Source organism: Collinsella aerofaciens, assembly GCF_039752985.1.
Lineage (GTDB): Bacteria > Actinomycetota > Coriobacteriia > Coriobacteriales > Coriobacteriaceae > Collinsella > Collinsella aerofaciens_BT.
The window spans coordinates 22,116-38,408 of the sequence record NZ_JBDMHA010000006.1 but is presented as its reverse complement, the minus strand read 5'-3'; the positions used below and the strand labels follow the sequence as shown (position 1 = coordinate 38,408).

The following is a 16,293-nucleotide window of genomic DNA, read 5'->3' as shown; positions in this document are numbered from 1 at the left end:
CATATTGGCTCATCTGACTCTTGCCGAGTTTTTTGCCGAGCATCTCCGATGCGCGGATTACGTCCGACTGGCGAACGTCGCGATCGGACATAGCCTGTCGCAGGCGATTACTAAACGTCTCTTGGGCCACAGGAACCTCCTTGCTGGCAAAGTTCAATTTATAGAACACGAATTGAACCAAGGTTCAATTTAGCAAGCAGTATAGCGCCGTACCTCATTCGAAAGTTCAATTTCATAAGAAAACGTACCGAACTTCGAGATTTGCCCAAAGCGGACAATGACGTGCACGCGTTTAGAGGTATTCAAGGAATCGAGCGGCGGCAAGCGAAACGTCGGCCGTGCGATATATCGCATTGATCTGCCGATGGGGATGCCCCTCGAGCGGACGCACGGCAACATCGAACTGACAGCGGCGCAAGATGAGCGCAGGAAGAACGCTCACGCCCAGGCCATCCTCCACCATAGCCATAATCGCATAGTCATCCCAGGTCGACAGCTTGGAGCGCACCGTCAGCCCCGCCCGACGAAACAGCGGCGTAATCTCATCATCGGTGCCGCGTTCCAGCAGAATAAACTGCTCGTTGGCCAAATCGGCAAGAGAGACGACCTCTTCAGTGGCAAGCAAAGAGTCTGCCGGCACTACCGCCATCAACTCGTCGCGCACCAAAGACCGCGACGTCATGCCATTTTCTCGGGGCTCATGCGGGATAAAGCCCAGATCGCAGCGGCCCTCTGCCACCCATTGTTCAATCTCTGAATAGTCGCCCATCAGCAGCTCGTAATCAATGTCTGGATAATCGGCACGAAAACGAGCAATCACCGGCGGCAGCACGTGGGTCGCCACGCTCGAAAACGTACCGATGCAGATTTTGCCGCGCATGAGCCCACGCATCTCATCCACGCGTCGCTGCAAGCGAACGAATTCCTCGCAGAGCGCCTCGACAGCCGGCATGACCTGTCGCCCGTCAGCAGAAAGAGCCACGCCCTCGCGACTGCGGTCGAGCACCTTAAAGCCCCAATCGGCCTCAAGATCGGCCACCATACGGCTCACGCCCGATTGCGAATAGCTCAGGCGCTCGGCGGCGCGCGTAAAGCTTCCGGCGCGCACTGTCTCGAGCAGCACCTGCATCTTTTGAATATTCGTTTCCACGGCAGTCCTCCATCCTTGCATGAGCTTTTGTCATGTCAGCCATGCATTATATTCGCTTTTCTTCTAAAGCCAGTTCACCCATAGTGAAGTTGCTCGGATATAGAGGGGATGTCAGCGCATGAACAACGGTCTGTTTACGTACTTAGCAGCATTGCTATTGTTTGGCTCCAACGGCATCATCGCCGCTGCCATCGCACTGCCGAGCTCCGATATCGTGCTACTACGCACGTTTTTGGGCGCACTCTCGCTTGTCACCATCCTCGCCATCACCCAACGCCATAAGTTGCAGGCGCCATCTCGCCCCCGCGAAGCCGCAGCCCTCCTCCTCTCGGGAGCCGCGCTGGGCGCCAGCTGGATTTTTCTGTTCCGCGCCTACCAGACGATCGGCGTCGGCGTATCCTCGCTGCTGTACTACTGCGGCCCCATCATTGTCATGGCGCTCTCCCCGCTCATCTTTGGCGAAAAGCTGACCGGAGGCAAAATCGCCGGCTTTATCGCCGTTGCTTGCGGTGCTTTTCTCATTGCAGCGCAAGGTCTAGGCGGCAATATGCCCATTGCGGGTATCGCCTGCGGCATCGCCTCGGCATTTTGCTATGCGCTGATGGTCATCGCTAGCAAGGGTGCGCCACACATCGAAGGCCTCGAGAACTCCACGCTCCAGGTGAGCGCCGCCTTTGTGACCGCACTGGTCCTCACGCTCATCACGCAGGGCGCTCCCTCGTTCCTGTCCGCCGGCGTCGCCGCCAGTATTGATTGGCACGCCGTCGCTATGCTCGGCGTCGTCAACACCGGCATTGGTTGCCTGCTCTACTTTAGCGCCGTCGCCAAGCTGCCCGTCCAGACCGTCGCCGTCGTCGGCTACCTCGAGCCGCTTTCGGCGGTCGTGTTCTCGGCCGCCCTTTTGGGTGAAGCCATAACACCGGTCCGCCTGCTGGGCGCCGCGCTTATCATCGGCGGCGCGATTTTTTGCGAACTCGCCGGCAAACGCGCAAACGCCAAGGCTGGCATCGCCCAGACAGTACGTGCTTAAAAAGCCCCTGCTTTGAAATGCTACCTGCGTAGATAAATAATCCCCAGCTGAGGATTATTGTCTAAAATAACCCGATGTGCCAAACTGCTCTTGTATGTATAAAGACGGCATAAAGATTATCTGTCCTAGACAGATAACCGGATGTCAAAGGGAGTCCACGTGGCACACAACAAACTGGAGGCAAGCCCCCAAGACCAGCGTGGTCAAGGCGGGCACGGAGCCATCCCCCTCTCCGCTGGCATGCTGCTCGTAACGCTCGGCGTCGTCTATGGCGACATCGGCACGAGCCCCATGTACACCATGAAATCAATCGTCGCCAACAACGGCGGCATCGGTACCGTCAGCGAAGACATGATCTTGGGAGCGCTTTCGCTTGTCATCTGGACCATGACGCTCGTGACCACGGTCAAGTACGTGGTTATCGCCATGAAGGCCGATAACCACAACGAGGGCGGCATCTTCGCCCTGTTTAGCTTGGTGCGCAAAGTGGCGCCGTGGCTGATCCTTCCCGCCATGATCGGCGGCGCGGCGCTGCTCGCCGACGGCATCCTCACCCCCGCCGTCACGGTTACCACGGCCATCGAGGGCTTGCGCACTATCGAGTGGGGCCACGCGCTTTTGGGTGACGGCCAGACCAACGTAATCATCATCACCATCATCATTATCTGCGGCCTGTTTGCCATGCAGCGCGCCGGTACCTCGTCGATCGGCAAGCTGTTCGGCCCGCTCATGACGCTGTGGTTCCTGTTCCTGGCAGGCGCCGGCCTGTTCAACATGCTCGGCAACCTGTCCATCTTGCGTGCGCTCAACCCCATCCGCGGCATCATGTTCCTGTTCTCGCCCATCAACCACTCGGGCATTATGGTGCTCGGCTTTGTCTTTCTGTCGACGACCGGCGCCGAGGCCCTCTACTCGGACATGGGCCACGTTGGCAAGGCAAACATCTATGCATCCTGGCCGTTTGTTAAGGCGGCCCTTATCCTCAACTACCTGGGTCAGGGCGCTTGGCTGCTCGCCAATAACTCCAACCCCCAGATGCTCGCGATGGATATCGTCAACCCGTTCTACATGATGCTTCCCGAGCCCCTGCGCCCCTTTGCCATCGTGCTTTCGGCCGTAGCGGCCATCATCGCCTCGCAGGCGCTCATCACCGGCTCGTTCTCGCTGGTATCCGAGGCAACGCGCCTCAACCTTATGCCGCACCTGCGCATCCACTACCCCAGCGACACCAAGGGCCAGCTCTATATTCCGCTCGTCAACAACATCATGTGGGTCGGCTGCATCTTCATCGTGCTGCTGTTCCAGAACTCCGAGCGCATGGAGAGCGCCTACGGCCTCGCCATCACCGTGACCATGCTCATGACCACGACGCTTTTGACGAGCTATATCGCCGGCATCCTCAAGCACAAACTGGGTGCCTGCGTCTTCGCACTGCTCTTTGGCGCCATTGAGCTGTGCTTCTTTGCCTCGTGCCTCACCATGTTCTTTGACGGCGGCTATGTCATGATCTTCTTGGCCGCGCTGCTGTTTGGCCTTATGTACGTGTGGCGCCGCGGCACCGCCATCGAGCGCACGCAGACCATCCTGCTGCCCGTCTCCAAGTACATTGACCAGCTCGACCGCCTGCGCAACGACGAGACCTATCCCGTGCTTGCCGACAACCTGGTGTTCCTCACCAACAGCCCCGACCCGCTCACGCTCGACCGCGATGTGCTCTATTCCATCTTGGATAAGCATCCCAAGCGCGCCAAGGCATACTGGTTCATCAACGTGTACGTTACCGATGAGCCCTATACGCACGAGTATTCCGTCGAGACCTTTGGCACGGACTTCCTGTTCCGCGTGCGCCTGGACCTGGGCTTTAAGGTCAACCAGCGCATCAATGCCTACCTGCGCCAGATCGTTGGCGACCTGATGGCATCGGGTGAGCTGCCGCCGCAGCATCACACCTACTCCATCTACGAGACACGCGGCAACGTGGGCGACTTCCGTTTTTGCATGCTGCGCAAGATGCTCGCCCCCGAAACGGACATCAACCGCAACGACCACCGCGTGATGGCCATCAAGTACGCCGTCCGCCGCGCCTGCGGAAGCCCGGCACGCTGGTACGGTCTAGAGAACTCGGCCATCATCATCGAGTACGTGCCCCTCTTTGCCCGCATGCGCCCGGCAGTCAAACTCGTGCGCACCCAGGTGCCGCTCGAAGTTCAGATCGAGGAAGCCGAGGAAATGGAAGTCGACATCTTCTCGGACGACTTGGTCAACGGCAACGAGGCCGGTAGAAACATGAACGTCGATCCCACCGAGCTGCTCGAGAGCGTCGCCGATACGCCCGAACAGCAACAGCTCGACGGCCTCGAGAGCGAACAACTCAACGACGTCAACTTCTAGTGACGTCACAAATCAACGACAGCGGCCCTGCACCTCACGAGAGACGCAGGGCCGCTTTGCATTGCAGTAAAGCTAGCGGCTACGAACGGCGTGGCTCGGGAACCACGAGCCTATCGGAGCTCGCGCCCTCGGCATCCATCAGGCTCACGTAGCGAATCGACGGATCCCCATACATCGCGTAGTAATAATTGCCCGTGCGCGCGCTAAAGCATCCGGTGTAGATAGTCTTCTCGAACTTGCCATCGCCCATCCTGGACGCTCCCTCGATCATCACCACGCCCTCGAGTGAGCGGAACATGCGAACGACGTTTTCGGTCTCGCTCTCCTTTTGTGGGTAATTGGCATTGAGGTACGCCGCCTTTACAAAACGGCTCGGCGAATAGCAATCGCCCGGAATGCCGCGCATGCCGGCACCGGCTCCATAGGGCTTAAGCTCGGCGCCACGCCATGTCGCCGTCTGCGGAAAATCGCTTGTGGCGGTGATATAGGTGCGGAGGTTTTCCATGTGCCACGGGAAGGTGGGCTGATTGGCGAGGGTGTCGACCGGATCGCCGTATACATGCAGGCCGTCAGCCATCATCTCGACCACGATGCTACGCTGGCTGTCGCCGATAATCCAATGGAGCAGCGACACGCCCAGCCCCTCTCCGGCAGATTTGGCGACAATCACCGTATCGCGCAGCGCAGCCTCGACCTCATCGACCGTCGAGAACGTCGCTGCCACCCACAGGGGAAACTCATAGGCCGCGATATTGGTCTTGCCGTCGACAGGGTCCTCGGCATACTCGGCATAACCCGGGAAATTGAGACCCGCCACGGCAAGGCCTGCATCGTTGCCGCAATCGAAGAACATAGGGTAGTTCTTGTAATCGATGCACATACCGATCACCGCGTGTGCCGCTGTCGCGTCGTCGATAAACGAATACGGAATGTGAAACCCGCGCGGCATCACGCGAACCTGTTGGCCGTAGTCAAAGCTCCAGTCGAGATTGCGGCCCAGATACATGTGGCCAGAATTATCGGTAAATCGAATACTCGTACACATAGCGCCTCCTAGCTTTACGTTCTTGCTAATTTCATTGTCTCCAAACAAAAAGGCGCTAAACACAAAAGCCCGGACATGACAACAATGTCATGCCCGGGCCAAAAGAGACGAAGTGCGGTGCTTTGGTCCCCTTAGACCAACTTTCCAAGACAGTGGTCAATCATGTGTTGAATCATCTGCGCCTCGAAGCCCACAAAGTCCTGCTTGCGCTCGCGCATCTTGCCGTCGACGATCACGTCATAAGCGACCTTGCACTTGATATAGCGCGTGGACTTGGTGACCTCCTCGTGCGTCAGGCAGCTCTCCTCCATCTTGCTGGCACCCAGGCCAAACACCAGACGGGGGTTGTAGAGCACGTGGGGCTCGCCGGCGTCGTCCAGGTAGACGCAGACCTTCTTGGTAACGCCAATCTGGTTAGCGGCAAGGCAGCCGGCATCGTCGAGCGACTTGATGGTATCGATCAGGTCCTGTGCCACCGACTCGTCCTCGACGGTCGCAACCTCGCAACGCTGGGACAGAATAGCCTCGTCGTGGCAGAGCTCTTTAATCATACGTTCCTCCATAGGGGTCGTTGTAACTGCTTAAGTATACGGTACCCACACATTTTCATGCGAAAAATACCGTCTGTCTGCTACAAAGCGCCGAACATCAACATGCGAGGAACATCAGCCTTTCAAAGGCGATATAGTAGTTGAGTTCGTGTCAATCGGCCTAAACTCGGGGCCGAGCAAGGAAAGGGTATGCATGGACGAACTATTTCACGTCAGCGAGCGCAAGTCCACAATCGGGACCGAACTCCGCGCTGGACTGACAACATTCCTGGCGATGGCCTACATCATCGCCGTCAACCCCGCGGTGCTCTCGGGCGCTGGCATCGATGCGGGAGCGCTCGCCTGCGCCACCTGCCTGGGCGCCGGCATCATGACCATCTGCATGGGCATCTTCGCCAACCGCCCGCTCGCCTGCGCGTCGGGCTTAGGCGTCAACGCGATGATCGCTGGAATCACCACCACCGTCTGCGGCGGTGACTGGCACGTGGCCATGAGCGTCATCTTCCTCGAGGGTATCGTCATCTTGCTGCTCGTGCTTTGTGGCCTGCGCGAGGCCATCATGGACGCCATCCCGGTTGTCCTGCGTCACGCCATCTCGGTGGGTCTGGGCCTGTTCATCGCCATGATTGGCCTGTGCGATGCCGGCATTATCACCGCTGGCGCCGGTACACTCGTCGGTCTGGGCGACATCACCTCCCCCACCTTCATCGTCGGCATCATCTCCATCCTGGTGACAGTCGCCCTCGCCTGCCGCAACGTCCCCGGCTCGCTGCTCATCGGCATCGTCGTCGCCGTCATCGCCGGTATCCCCCTAGGTGTGACCCATGCTCCGACCGGTATCATCGCCCCGCTCGACTTCTCGAGCATCGGTGGCCCCATCGCCGACGCCGGCGGCGTGCCCGCCATCGTCAAGGTCCTTACCGACCCCGCGCTCCTCGTCATCTCGTTCTCGCTGCTCATGAGTGACTTCTTCGACACCATGGGCACCGCGATGGCCGTGGCCAAGCAGGGCGAGTTCCTCACCGACGACGGCAACGTCGAGAATATCAAGGAGATCCTGATCGTCGACTCCGCCGCCGCTGCTGTGGGCGGTTTCATGGGTGTCTCCTCCATCACCACCTTCGTCGAGTCCACTTCCGGCGCCGCCGACGGTGGCCGCACGGGCCTCACCTCCGTCACCACCGGCGTGCTGTTCATTCTCGCCGCGTTCTTCTCCCCCATCGTCACCATCGTTTCCAGCGCCGCCACCTGCGGTGCTCTGGTCTACGTCGGCTACCTCATGATGAGCGAGGCCTCCGAGATCGACTGGTCCGACGTGTCGCAGGGTTTCCCGGCGTTCATGATTGTCGCCGGCGTGCCCTTCACCTACTCCATCTCTGCCGGCATTGGCCTAGGCTTTATCGCCCACGTGATCGTCGCGCTCTTTAAGGGCGAGGCCTCCAAGATCAAGCCGCTCATGTGGATCGCAGCTCTCGCCTTCCTCGTCTACTTCTTCGTAGCGTAACGGCATAGTCTGCTAAAACAGAACACCAAAGCGCGGAGTCGCATCGAGCGGCTCCGCGCTTTTCTTTTAAAGCCAGGCAACGCACAGACGCGCGATGTTTTGCTTCCCAAGTTTTGGACATTTTGCCCTCCAAACGGCACTACCGCCGGCTACATCCTGCAGATATGCTGGGCTTAATCGCATAGGCCCTATGAGGATGGGAGTAACCATGGCCGCCTTGTTCACGACCCCCAATCGCAATGACAAAACCTCTGGAGCCCATTTTGTCGAGCCCGACGTGTGCCGTCGCACGCTGCTCGCACACGGCAGCTGGCGCCGCGTGACGCGCCGCATCGTCTGCGGCCTGGCCTGCGCGCTCACGGTGAGCTCGCTGCTCATGCCGAGCGTCTCGCTCGCGGCCGAGTGGGTGGACGTCGGCGGCGTCCGCCACGAAGCGGCCGCGGGGCCCGCGGGAGACGCCGCCGGCACCTGGAGCTGGGACGGCGCCGATGACATGAAGCTCAACGGCTATAACGGCGGCGCGATCGAGGCAGCGGGCAAGCTCAACGTGAGCTACGAGGGCGACAACATCGTCACTAACGGCGACGGCCGCGGCATCAAGGTTAAGGATGGCGCGAACGAGAACGCCGAGCTTAATATTCAGGGCGACGCGTCCAGCACGCTCAACGTGACATCTTCTCGTGACGCCATCACTTCCGTCGGCAGCATCAACATCGACGGCGCTGGCACTGTCAACGCCACGAGCACCGAGCACGATGCCATCGATGCCGGGGGCGATGTCACCATCAAGGGCTCGGGAAACGTTAACGCCACGGGCGATTCGGATGGCATCAGGGCCGACGGCAACATCACGATCGACAACAGCGGAACCGTCACCGCCAAGGCCACCGAGGATCAGGGTATCGATGCTAACGAGAACCTCATCATAAAGGGCGGCGGCAAGGTAGAGGCAAGCTCTATCAAAGACAATGCGATTTGGGCCGACGGCAACATCGAGATCTCGGGTGGCAGCCAGGTCAAGGCAAGCTCCGAGGAAGACGCCACCATCGACGGTAAAAACAGCCTCACGGTCACGAACGCTTCCCTCAACGCAAGTGGCGTTGGGTATGGCATCTATGTCTACAAGGGCATCACGTTCGATGGCGCAACCGTAACGGTCCGTGCAAGTGCAGGGAACGATGAAGCCAGCGCCCTCTTCACCGACGAGGACGACATCGTCATCAAGAACGGCTCGATCGTGGATGCGTTCGCAGAAGGCCAGTTCTCGACCGCAATCTTCACCAGAAACTACTACCCCAACGAAGCGGGTGGTCACATCTACATTAGTGACTCCGTTGTCAAGGCTATAGCCCGCTATGTCGAGTCCGGTAGCGACGGCCCCGATCACTACAGCAACGACCAAAGTGGCGCGGTCATTCCCGAGCATAGGGGCATGAACATCGGCATCTTTGCCCGGACCAAGGAGGGCATCACGCCCGCGACCATCTCGATTGTCCGCAGTAAGGTCACAGCTGAGGGAGGCACGGCGGCAATCTTCGCCCTTGCCGTGAGCGCGGACGGCGAGACAATCGGCACCATCGAGATCGAAGGCGCTCCCATACAGACGCCCACAGGCGGCAAGATCATTGGCTATCGCAACAAGGAAGAACTCGATGACGGCATCTTCTACGTGGTGGGTCAAACCATCGGCACGGGCGACGCTGTGATCGACTCCCCCTATAACGAAGCTGTCGCCAAGAGCACGGTCATCGCGCCTCCCGAGGAGATCAAACCCGAGGAGAAGCCAGGCGAGACCAAGCCCGAGGGTTCCAAGTCCGAGGGCACGAAGACGACCAAGACCGTTGCAGTTGCAGCCACGGGAGCAAAGATCGCCGGCAAACTCGCAGCAACCGGCGACGCCTCGAGCGCAGCCATCGTGGCAGCCGCCCTTGCGGGAACAGCCGCCATCGCCGCGGGCGCCGTGGTGAGCCGCAAGCGCTCGTAAACACTTTTTCGCACGGGACGGGTGGATCGCGGCCCTTGCCTTCCTCGTCTACTTCTTCGTAGCGTAAGGGCAAGGCTGCAAAAGCTGAACAATAAAGCGCGGAGTCGCCATGCGGCCCCGCGCTTTTCTTTTAGCGCCGGTCCCTGCGCCGGCGTGCGGCCTATTTCTCCCCCATTTTGGCCATTTTGCCCTCCAAACGGCACTACCGCCGGCAACATCCAGCAGATACGCTGAATCTAGTCGTATAGGCCCTATGAGAACGGGAGCAACCATGGCAGCCTTGTTCACGACCCCCAAACGCAATGACACTACCGCCGGAACCCATGTTGCCGAACCCGACGTTCGCCGTCGCATAGGACTCGCGCACGGCAGCTGGCGCCGCGTGACGCGCCGCATCGTCTGCGGCCTGGCCTGCGCGCTCACGGTGAGCTCGCTGCTCATGCCGAGCGTCTCGCTCGCAGCGGAATGGGTCAAGGTCGGCGGCAACAAGTACAACACCGCGGCGAGCGACGAGGCCGGTACCTGGTCGTGGGACGGCGCCGACGACTTGAAGCTCAACAACTATAACGGCGGCGAGATCCAGGCCGCAGGCAAGCTCAACGTGAATTACTCGGGAACCAACATCGTCACTGCCGAATGGATCGAAAGCATCAACGTTTCTCATGGCACTAACGAGAATGCCGAGCTCAATATCCAAGGCGACGAGGGCGGCACGCTCAGCGTGACATCTACTGAGGACGCTATCCTCACCACGGGTAATATCAACATCGACGGAGCCGGATCCGTCAACGCCACGAGCACTGGGTTTGATGCCATCAATGCCGGAGGTGATCTCGCTATCAAAGGTTCGGGCAACGTCAACGCCACGGGTGCATCGGATGGCATCAGGGCAAACGGCAATATCACGATTGACGACAGCGGAGCCGTCACCGCCAGGGCTACCAAGGACAAGGGTATTGGAGCCGACAAGAACCTCACCATCAAGGGTGGCGGGACGGTCGAGGCAAGCTCAGCCGATGGTGAGGCCCTTTGGAGCGGCGACAATATCAACATCTCGGACGGCAGCCAGGTCAAGGCAAGCTCCGAGGAAGACGCTGCCGTCGAGGCCAAGGGCAGCCTCGCAGCCACAAACGCCTCCCTCAACGTAAACGGTGTTGAATATGGCGTCTATGCCCACAAGGGCATCACCCTCGATCATGCAAACGTGACGGTCCGTGCAAGTAAAGGCAGATACGGTGGCGCCAACGCCCTCTTCACCTACCAGGACGACATCGTCGTCAAGAACGGCTCCACCGTGGACGCGTTTGCGGAAGGCGAGGTTTCGGCTGCATTCTCCACCAGAAACGATCGACCCAACGAGAAGGGCGGCCACATCTACATCAGCGACTCCGTTGTCAAGGCCATAGCCCGCTATGTCGAGAACGGCGACGGCCCCATCCCCTACAGCGAAAACCAAGATGGCGAGACGAGGCGCGAACCCCAAGGCGAGAACATCGGCATCATCGCCCAGACCAGCGAGGGCGTCACACCCGCAGTCATCTCGATCATCCGCAGCAAGGTAACGGCCGAAGGAGATACAGCGGCAATCTTTGCCCGTGCCATGAGCGCTGACGGCAAGACAATCGGCACCATCAAGATTGAGAACGCCGCCATCCAGACGCCCGAAGGCGGCAAGGTCATTGACTATCGCAAGCTCCGTGACGGCATCTACGAGGCAGGCCAAGCCATCGGCACGGGCGACGCCACGGTCGACTCCCTCTATATCAAAGCAGTCGCCAAAAGTACGACCATCGCACCTCCCGAGGTAGCCAAGCCGGAAGACCCCAAGCCCGACGAGACCAAGCCCGCAGAAAGCAAGCCCGCGGAGTCCAAGCAGAACCCCAAGCCTGAGGGCTCAAAGCCGACCAAGGCCGTTGCGGCTTCAACCACGAAAGCCAAGACTACCGGCGTGCTCGCGGCAACCGGCGACACCTCGGGTGCGGCCATCGTGGCAACCGTCCTTGCGGGAACAGCCGCTATCGCCGCAGGCACCATGGCGAGCCGTAAGCGTTCTTAGACGCCTCTGCGCACATGGCAGCTCCCGCGAAGGCCCCGAGCCCCAGCACCGTTTAACAACGCCACCGCCGAGCTCCCCTCCGGCGGTGGCGTTTTCCATATGCGTCCGCAGGGGATGCACGAGATTGTCTTTGGTCTAGCCCAACCGGCATACGCTGGCGTGCGACAATTGGGGCTGCCGATATCACAACACTGAGAGAAGCCCGTCATGGAAGCGCATCAAAAGCAGATAACCGTTTATTCGAATCATACGGAAAGCGCGCCTGTCATCTACCTTCCTGTGGTCGTGGGCGACGGCAGCGAGGTTTATAAGTGTTGCCGAGAGCTCGACTGTCCGCCATTCGCCCTCGTCACCATTGGCGGGCTCGATTGGAATCGCGAGCTGAGCCCCTGGGCATGCGACGGGACCGTACGCGATGCCGAGCCTTTCGGCGGCCAAGCTGCCGATTTTCTTGATGAGCTGCTGAATCAGATAATCCCCCAGGTCGAGTCGTCGCTTCCTCAGCCGCCCACCCGGCGCGGCATTGCCGGTTACTCGCTCGCGGGCCTCTTCGCACTCTGGTCCCTCTGGCAAACCGACGCCTTTGACCGCGCCGCGAGCGCATCGGGGTCGCTATGGTTTCCCGACTTTGTCGACCGTGCCAGCACGGCCCCTTTTGCCGGCAGCCCGCAAGCCGTCTACCTGTCACTCGGCAAAAAGGAAACCAAGACGCCCAACCGCATGATGCGGCATGTACTCGACGACACACGCGCGATGGAAACGTTGCTCGTCGAGCGCGGCATTCCAACAACGCTGGAGCTCAACCCCGGCAATCACTTTGCCCAAACCGACTTACGCATGGCCCGCGGCATCCACTGGATACTGACACATTAAAAATGGTACCCACACGCATATACGCATGGGCACCATATCTTGTTTTAGCTGAACGCAGCTGCTACTCAGCAGCCTCCTCAAGCTCGGAGACATCAAACTCAAAGTCGTTACCCGGCAGGATGGCGTTGAGCACAATGCCCACCAGTGAGCCCACGGCAATGCCGGACAGCGAAATGGTCACGCCGCCCAGCTCCAACACGATGGCGCCGGCGGTGCTGTACGCGATGCCGAGCGAAAGCACGAGCACCAGCGCGGCAACCAGCACGTTGCGGTTGTTCTGGAAATCGACCTGGTTCTCGATGAGGTTGCGGACGCCCACAGCACTGATCATGCCGTAGAGCACGAGCGACACACCGCCGATCACACACGCCGGCATGGCCGCAATGACAGCCGCGAACTTGGGGCAGAACGAAAGCACGGTGGCGCAACACGCGGCAATTCGAATTACGCGCGGGTCGAACACGCGCGTCAGGGCGAGCACACCGGTGTTCTCACCATACGTAGTGTTGGCCGGAGCGCCAAAGAGCGAAGCCAGAATCGTGGCAAGGCCGTCGCCGAGCAGCGTGCGATGCAGACCGGGATCGGCAATGTAGTTGCGCTCGCAAGTCGAACCGATAGCAGAGATATCGCCGATATGCTCGATCATGGTCGCGAAGGCCAGCGGCATGATGGTGATGATGGCCGTCGTGGCAAGACCGCTATCGAACTGCGGCCCAAAGAGTGCAAACACGGTGTTGTCCCACACGATGGGCAGACCGACCCACGGAGCGGCGGCAACGCCCGAGAAATCAACCTCGCCGAGCGCAGCCGCAACGGCATAGCTCACCACAACGCCCAGCAAAATCGGCACGATCTTGACCATGCCACGGCCCCAGATGTTGCAGATGACGATAACGGCAACGCCAATGACAGCCACAAGCCAGTTGGTCTGGCAGTTAGCAATAGCGGAACTTGCCAGGATCAAGCCGATGGAAATGACGATGGGGCCAGTCACCACCGGCGGAAAGAAACGCATGACACGCTTGGCGCCAAACGCGCGGAAGAGCGCCGCCAGCACCGGATAGAGCAGACCGGCACAAGCTACGCCCAGGCAGGCGTAGGGCAAAAGCTCGGTCTCGCCGTTGGGCGCGATTGCGGCATAACCGGCAATAAAGGCAAACGATGAGCCCAAAAATGCCGGCACCTTACCGCGCGACAGGAAGTGGAACAGCAGCGTGCCCAAGCCGGCAAACAAAAGCGTTGCCGATACCGAGAGGCCGGTGAGCACGGGCACCAGCACGGTGGCGCCAAACATGGCAAACAGGTGCTGTAGGCCGAGCAGGAACATGCGCGGGCGGCCGAGCGACGATGCGTCGTAGATGGCATCGCTGACGGCGGGCGTCGAGGACTGGGACATGGATGTCCTTTCGAATGGAAGGGCGATCAGGCATATCGGATAACCTGCCCGAACGATACGATCCGAACCATTGTACGCGATACACTATGCCTCGCACGCGCCGCCACCTGCAAACACTAGCGCTATTTCCAAACGCGCTCGGCAATGCGCTTGACCAGCGCGATCTTTGCCCATTGCTCATCCTCGGTCAGCTTGTTGCCAATCTCGCAGCTGGCAAAGCCGCACTGAGGCGACAGATACAGGTTCTCGAGCGGCACGTACTTTGCGGCTTCACGGATGCGCTCGACGATAACATCCTCGTTCTCGAGCTCTGCCGCCTTGGTGGTTACCAAGCCCAGCACGACCTTCTTGCCCGGGGCAACGTACTTGAGCGGCTCAAAACCGCCGGCGCGCGGCGTATCGAACTCCAGGTAAAATGCATCGACATCCTCGTTTGCGAACAGGTACGGCGCGATGGGGTCATAGCCGCCCTCGAAGGCATAGGTGGAGTGGTAGTTGCCGCGGCACACATGCGTGTTGATGACCAGATCGTCGGGCTTGTCCGCGATGGCGGCATTGTTGAGCGCCACGCCCAGTTCGCTTACCTTTTGCAGGTCGACCGGGCTCATGCCGGTTTTGGCGACAAAATCGGTGTCGCAGTAGATGCCCCAGGTGCAGTCATCAAACTGGATGTTGCGGCAGCCTGCTGCGTACAGGTCGGCGATCACCGTGCGATAAGCGGCTGCGATGGCATCGGCAAGTTCCTCATCGGTCTTATAGACAGCGCGCAGGCTCTCCTGCTGGCCGTCGCAGCGGTCGAGCGTGACTTCGGAGAACGTCTGGATCGGCGCCGGAATGGTTTGCCGCGCGACCTGGCCCTCCCCCTCGAGCGCCTTGACAAATTTAAAGTGCTCGACGAACGGATGGTTCTCGCCGCTAATGGGGCCGGTTACCACGGCGGTGTCGGCTGTGGTCTCCTCGTCGTGGAACATATAACCCGTACGCGAGGCACGGCGTTCAATGCCGTTAAGGCCCCACATAAAATCGAGGTGCCAGTAGCTGCGGCGAAACTCACCATCGGTGATGACCTGCAGGCCGGCGGCCTTCTGCTTTGCCACCAAATCGCGAATGGCATCGTCCTCGACGGCCTTAAGGCCGGAAGCGTCGAGTTTACCCGCGACATAGGCGGCACGGGCGTCCTTTACAGCCTGCGGACGAAGAAAGCTGCCGACAATATCGGCGCGAAACGGCGCGTTCGGTTGAATCGAAGTGCTCATAGATATCTCCCTTTGCATTGGTTGCTTTACTGGGACAGAGTATGAGCGCTCATATGACCATCGTAAAATATACGTTTATAACAGTTTGATATAGATGCTTCCTATATCAGTCTGGACTGTCATAAAGAGACTTGAACCGTGCGGAGCACAGCAGCCTAGATATGCTGACGAATCGCGTCGATATAGGCCCGACCGTAGCGCGTGAGCGTCGTGTTCTTGCGCGTGATGATGCCAATCTCCATGTACTCGTCCACGTCGAGCGGAATCGAGATAATGCCGGGGCCGTTGAGTTCGTGGCTAATCACGCCCGAGCACACCGTGTAGCCGTTGAGGCCCATGGCCAGGTTGAACAACGTCGCACGGTCGCGCACGCGGATATTCTTGCGGCGCTCAAACGTCGAGGTCAGTTCCTCGGAATAGTAAAACGAGTTGTAGCTGCCCTGCTCGTAGGACAGGAAGGGATAGTCCTCCAGGTCCTCGAGCGTCACGCTGGAGCGGCCCGCCAGCGGATGGTCTGCACACACAAAAACGTGCGGTGTGGCGCAGAAGAGTCCTTCGAACACGAGCTCGTTGGCCGCCAGCATGCGCTCGATGACCTCGCGATTGTGCTCGGACAGGTACAGGATGCCGAGTTCGCTTTTCATATGCGCGACGTCCTCGATAATCTCGTGAGTCTGCTCCTCGCGCAGGGTAAAGTCGTAGCGCGCGGCATCGAACTCACGGATCACATCGACAAACGCGTTGACGGCAAAGGAATAATGCTGACAGCTCACACTAAAGTGCGGCACCTGCTCGGATGCGCCCTTGTACTTACCTTCGAGCAGATCGGCCTGGTCAAGCACCTGTCGCGCGTAGCCCAAGAAGGTCTCGCCTTCCTCGGATACAACGACACCCTTGTTAGTGCGCTCAAAGATGCGCACACCCATCTCGTTTTCGAGATCGCGGATCGATGCGGTAATCGAAGGCTGCGACACAAAGAGCCGGCGCGAGGCCTCGGTGATGCTGCCGCATTCGGCAACTTTGACGACATACCTGAGCTGCTGAAGCTTCATGGCTT

At 59.6% G+C, this 16,293-nt stretch carries 12 protein-coding genes; 6 read left to right on the top strand and 6 right to left on the bottom strand.

The annotated features are described in order from the left end of the window. Nucleotides 1–292: 292 nt before the first annotated feature. Nucleotides 293–1,150, bottom strand: a complete 858-nt coding sequence (locus ABHR76_RS01665; protein ID WP_238057535.1) for a LysR family transcriptional regulator — start codon at nucleotides 1,148–1,150, stop codon at nucleotides 293–295. A gap of 118 nt (nucleotides 1,151–1,268) precedes the next feature. Between ABHR76_RS01665 and ABHR76_RS01660 the strand changes: the two genes are divergently transcribed. Together ABHR76_RS01660 and ABHR76_RS01655 are read left to right on the top strand one after the other, a co-directional pair. Next, nucleotides 1,269–2,180: a DMT family transporter gene (locus tag ABHR76_RS01660; RefSeq protein ID WP_138111868.1), complete on the top strand. Its 912-nt coding sequence runs from the start codon at nucleotides 1,269–1,271 to the stop codon at nucleotides 2,178–2,180. A 141-nt stretch (nucleotides 2,181–2,321) separates the two neighbouring features. Further along, nucleotides 2,322–4,571 (top strand): KUP/HAK/KT family potassium transporter, encoded by a 2,250-nt coding sequence (locus ABHR76_RS01655; protein WP_138111865.1) that lies wholly within the window; start codon nucleotides 2,322–2,324, stop codon nucleotides 4,569–4,571. A 79-nt stretch (nucleotides 4,572–4,650) separates the two neighbouring features. On the opposite strand, the gene bsh is transcribed toward ABHR76_RS01655, so the two are convergent. Continuing rightward, a complete protein-coding gene (gene bsh / locus ABHR76_RS01650) occupies nucleotides 4,651–5,616 on the bottom strand; it encodes a choloylglycine hydrolase (protein ID WP_138111862.1) in 966 nt (321 codons plus the stop codon). A gap of 131 nt (nucleotides 5,617–5,747) precedes the next feature. Continuing rightward, nucleotides 5,748–6,167, bottom strand: coding sequence for a peptide deformylase (locus ABHR76_RS01645; protein ID WP_117746174.1), 420 nt, complete (start codon nucleotides 6,165–6,167; stop codon nucleotides 5,748–5,750). 193 nt (nucleotides 6,168–6,360) lie between these two features. On the opposite strand from ABHR76_RS01645, the gene ABHR76_RS01640 reads away from it, so the two are divergent. The 4 genes from ABHR76_RS01640 (at nucleotide 6,361) to ABHR76_RS01625 (ending at nucleotide 12,584) form a co-directional block, all read left to right on the top strand. After that, nucleotides 6,361–7,671: an NCS2 family permease gene (locus tag ABHR76_RS01640; RefSeq protein ID WP_346976631.1), complete on the top strand. Its 1,311-nt coding sequence runs from the start codon at nucleotides 6,361–6,363 to the stop codon at nucleotides 7,669–7,671. Between the two features lie 208 nt (nucleotides 7,672–7,879). Next, on the top strand, nucleotides 7,880–9,655 hold the full coding sequence (locus ABHR76_RS01635; RefSeq protein ID WP_346976630.1) for a hypothetical protein: 1,776 nt from the start codon (nucleotides 7,880–7,882) through the stop codon (nucleotides 9,653–9,655). Between the two features lie 271 nt (nucleotides 9,656–9,926). Beyond that, nucleotides 9,927–11,711 carry a carbohydrate-binding domain-containing protein gene (locus tag ABHR76_RS01630; RefSeq protein ID WP_161115311.1) on the top strand — a complete coding sequence of 595 codons (1,785 nt, stop codon included), beginning with the start codon at nucleotides 9,927–9,929 and terminating at the stop codon, nucleotides 11,709–11,711. A gap of 207 nt (nucleotides 11,712–11,918) precedes the next feature. After that, nucleotides 11,919–12,584, top strand: coding sequence for an alpha/beta hydrolase (locus ABHR76_RS01625; RefSeq protein ID WP_346976629.1), 666 nt, complete (start codon nucleotides 11,919–11,921; stop codon nucleotides 12,582–12,584). Between the two features lie 61 nt (nucleotides 12,585–12,645). Here the strand turns inward: ABHR76_RS01625 and ABHR76_RS01620 are convergent, their stop codons facing one another. The 3 genes from ABHR76_RS01620 to ABHR76_RS01610 all read right to left on the bottom strand — a co-directional run bounded on the left by ABHR76_RS01620 (nucleotide 12,646) and on the right by ABHR76_RS01610 (nucleotide 16,288). Then, the gene (locus ABHR76_RS01620; RefSeq protein ID WP_346976628.1) at nucleotides 12,646–13,980 is read right to left on the bottom strand and encodes a uracil-xanthine permease family protein; all 1,335 of its coding nucleotides are present in this window, start codon (nucleotides 13,978–13,980) and stop codon (nucleotides 12,646–12,648) included. A 122-nt stretch (nucleotides 13,981–14,102) separates the two neighbouring features. Continuing rightward, entirely contained in the window at nucleotides 14,103–15,236 is a 1,134-nt protein-coding gene (locus ABHR76_RS01615; RefSeq protein WP_346976626.1) for a 5-methyltetrahydropteroyltriglutamate--homocysteine S-methyltransferase, read from the bottom strand. Nucleotides 15,237–15,391: 155 nt separating this feature from the next. Further along, nucleotides 15,392–16,288, bottom strand: a complete 897-nt coding sequence (locus tag ABHR76_RS01610) for a LysR family transcriptional regulator (protein ID WP_195625263.1) — start codon at nucleotides 16,286–16,288, stop codon at nucleotides 15,392–15,394. Nucleotides 16,289–16,293: the final 5 nt, after the last annotated feature.

What these genes read in the sequence shown, in the direction of transcription:
- ABHR76_RS01655 (WP_138111865.1), top strand. Translation starts at nt 2,322, where the DNA reads ATGTCAAAGGGAGTCCACGTGGCACACAACAAACTGGAGGCAAGCCCC.
- ABHR76_RS01615 (WP_346976626.1), bottom strand. Translation starts at nt 15,236, where the DNA reads ATGAGCACTTCGATTCAACCGAACGCGCCGTTTCGCGCCGATATTGTC.
- ABHR76_RS01620 (WP_346976628.1), bottom strand. Translation starts at nt 13,980, where the DNA reads ATGTCCCAGTCCTCGACGCCCGCCGTCAGCGATGCCATCTACGACGCA.
- ABHR76_RS01640 (WP_346976631.1), top strand. Translation starts at nt 6,361, where the DNA reads ATGGACGAACTATTTCACGTCAGCGAGCGCAAGTCCACAATCGGGACC.
- ABHR76_RS01660 (WP_138111868.1), top strand. Translation starts at nt 1,269, where the DNA reads ATGAACAACGGTCTGTTTACGTACTTAGCAGCATTGCTATTGTTTGGC.
- ABHR76_RS01610 (WP_195625263.1), bottom strand. Translation starts at nt 16,288, where the DNA reads ATGAAGCTTCAGCAGCTCAGGTATGTCGTCAAAGTTGCCGAATGCGGC.
- ABHR76_RS01630 (WP_161115311.1), top strand. Translation starts at nt 9,927, where the DNA reads ATGGCAGCCTTGTTCACGACCCCCAAACGCAATGACACTACCGCCGGA.
- ABHR76_RS01645 (WP_117746174.1), bottom strand. Translation starts at nt 6,167, where the DNA reads ATGATTAAAGAGCTCTGCCACGACGAGGCTATTCTGTCCCAGCGTTGC.
- ABHR76_RS01625 (WP_346976629.1), top strand. Translation starts at nt 11,919, where the DNA reads ATGGAAGCGCATCAAAAGCAGATAACCGTTTATTCGAATCATACGGAA.
- bsh (WP_138111862.1), bottom strand. Translation starts at nt 5,616, where the DNA reads ATGTGTACGAGTATTCGATTTACCGATAATTCTGGCCACATGTATCTG.
- ABHR76_RS01635 (WP_346976630.1), top strand. Translation starts at nt 7,880, where the DNA reads ATGGCCGCCTTGTTCACGACCCCCAATCGCAATGACAAAACCTCTGGA.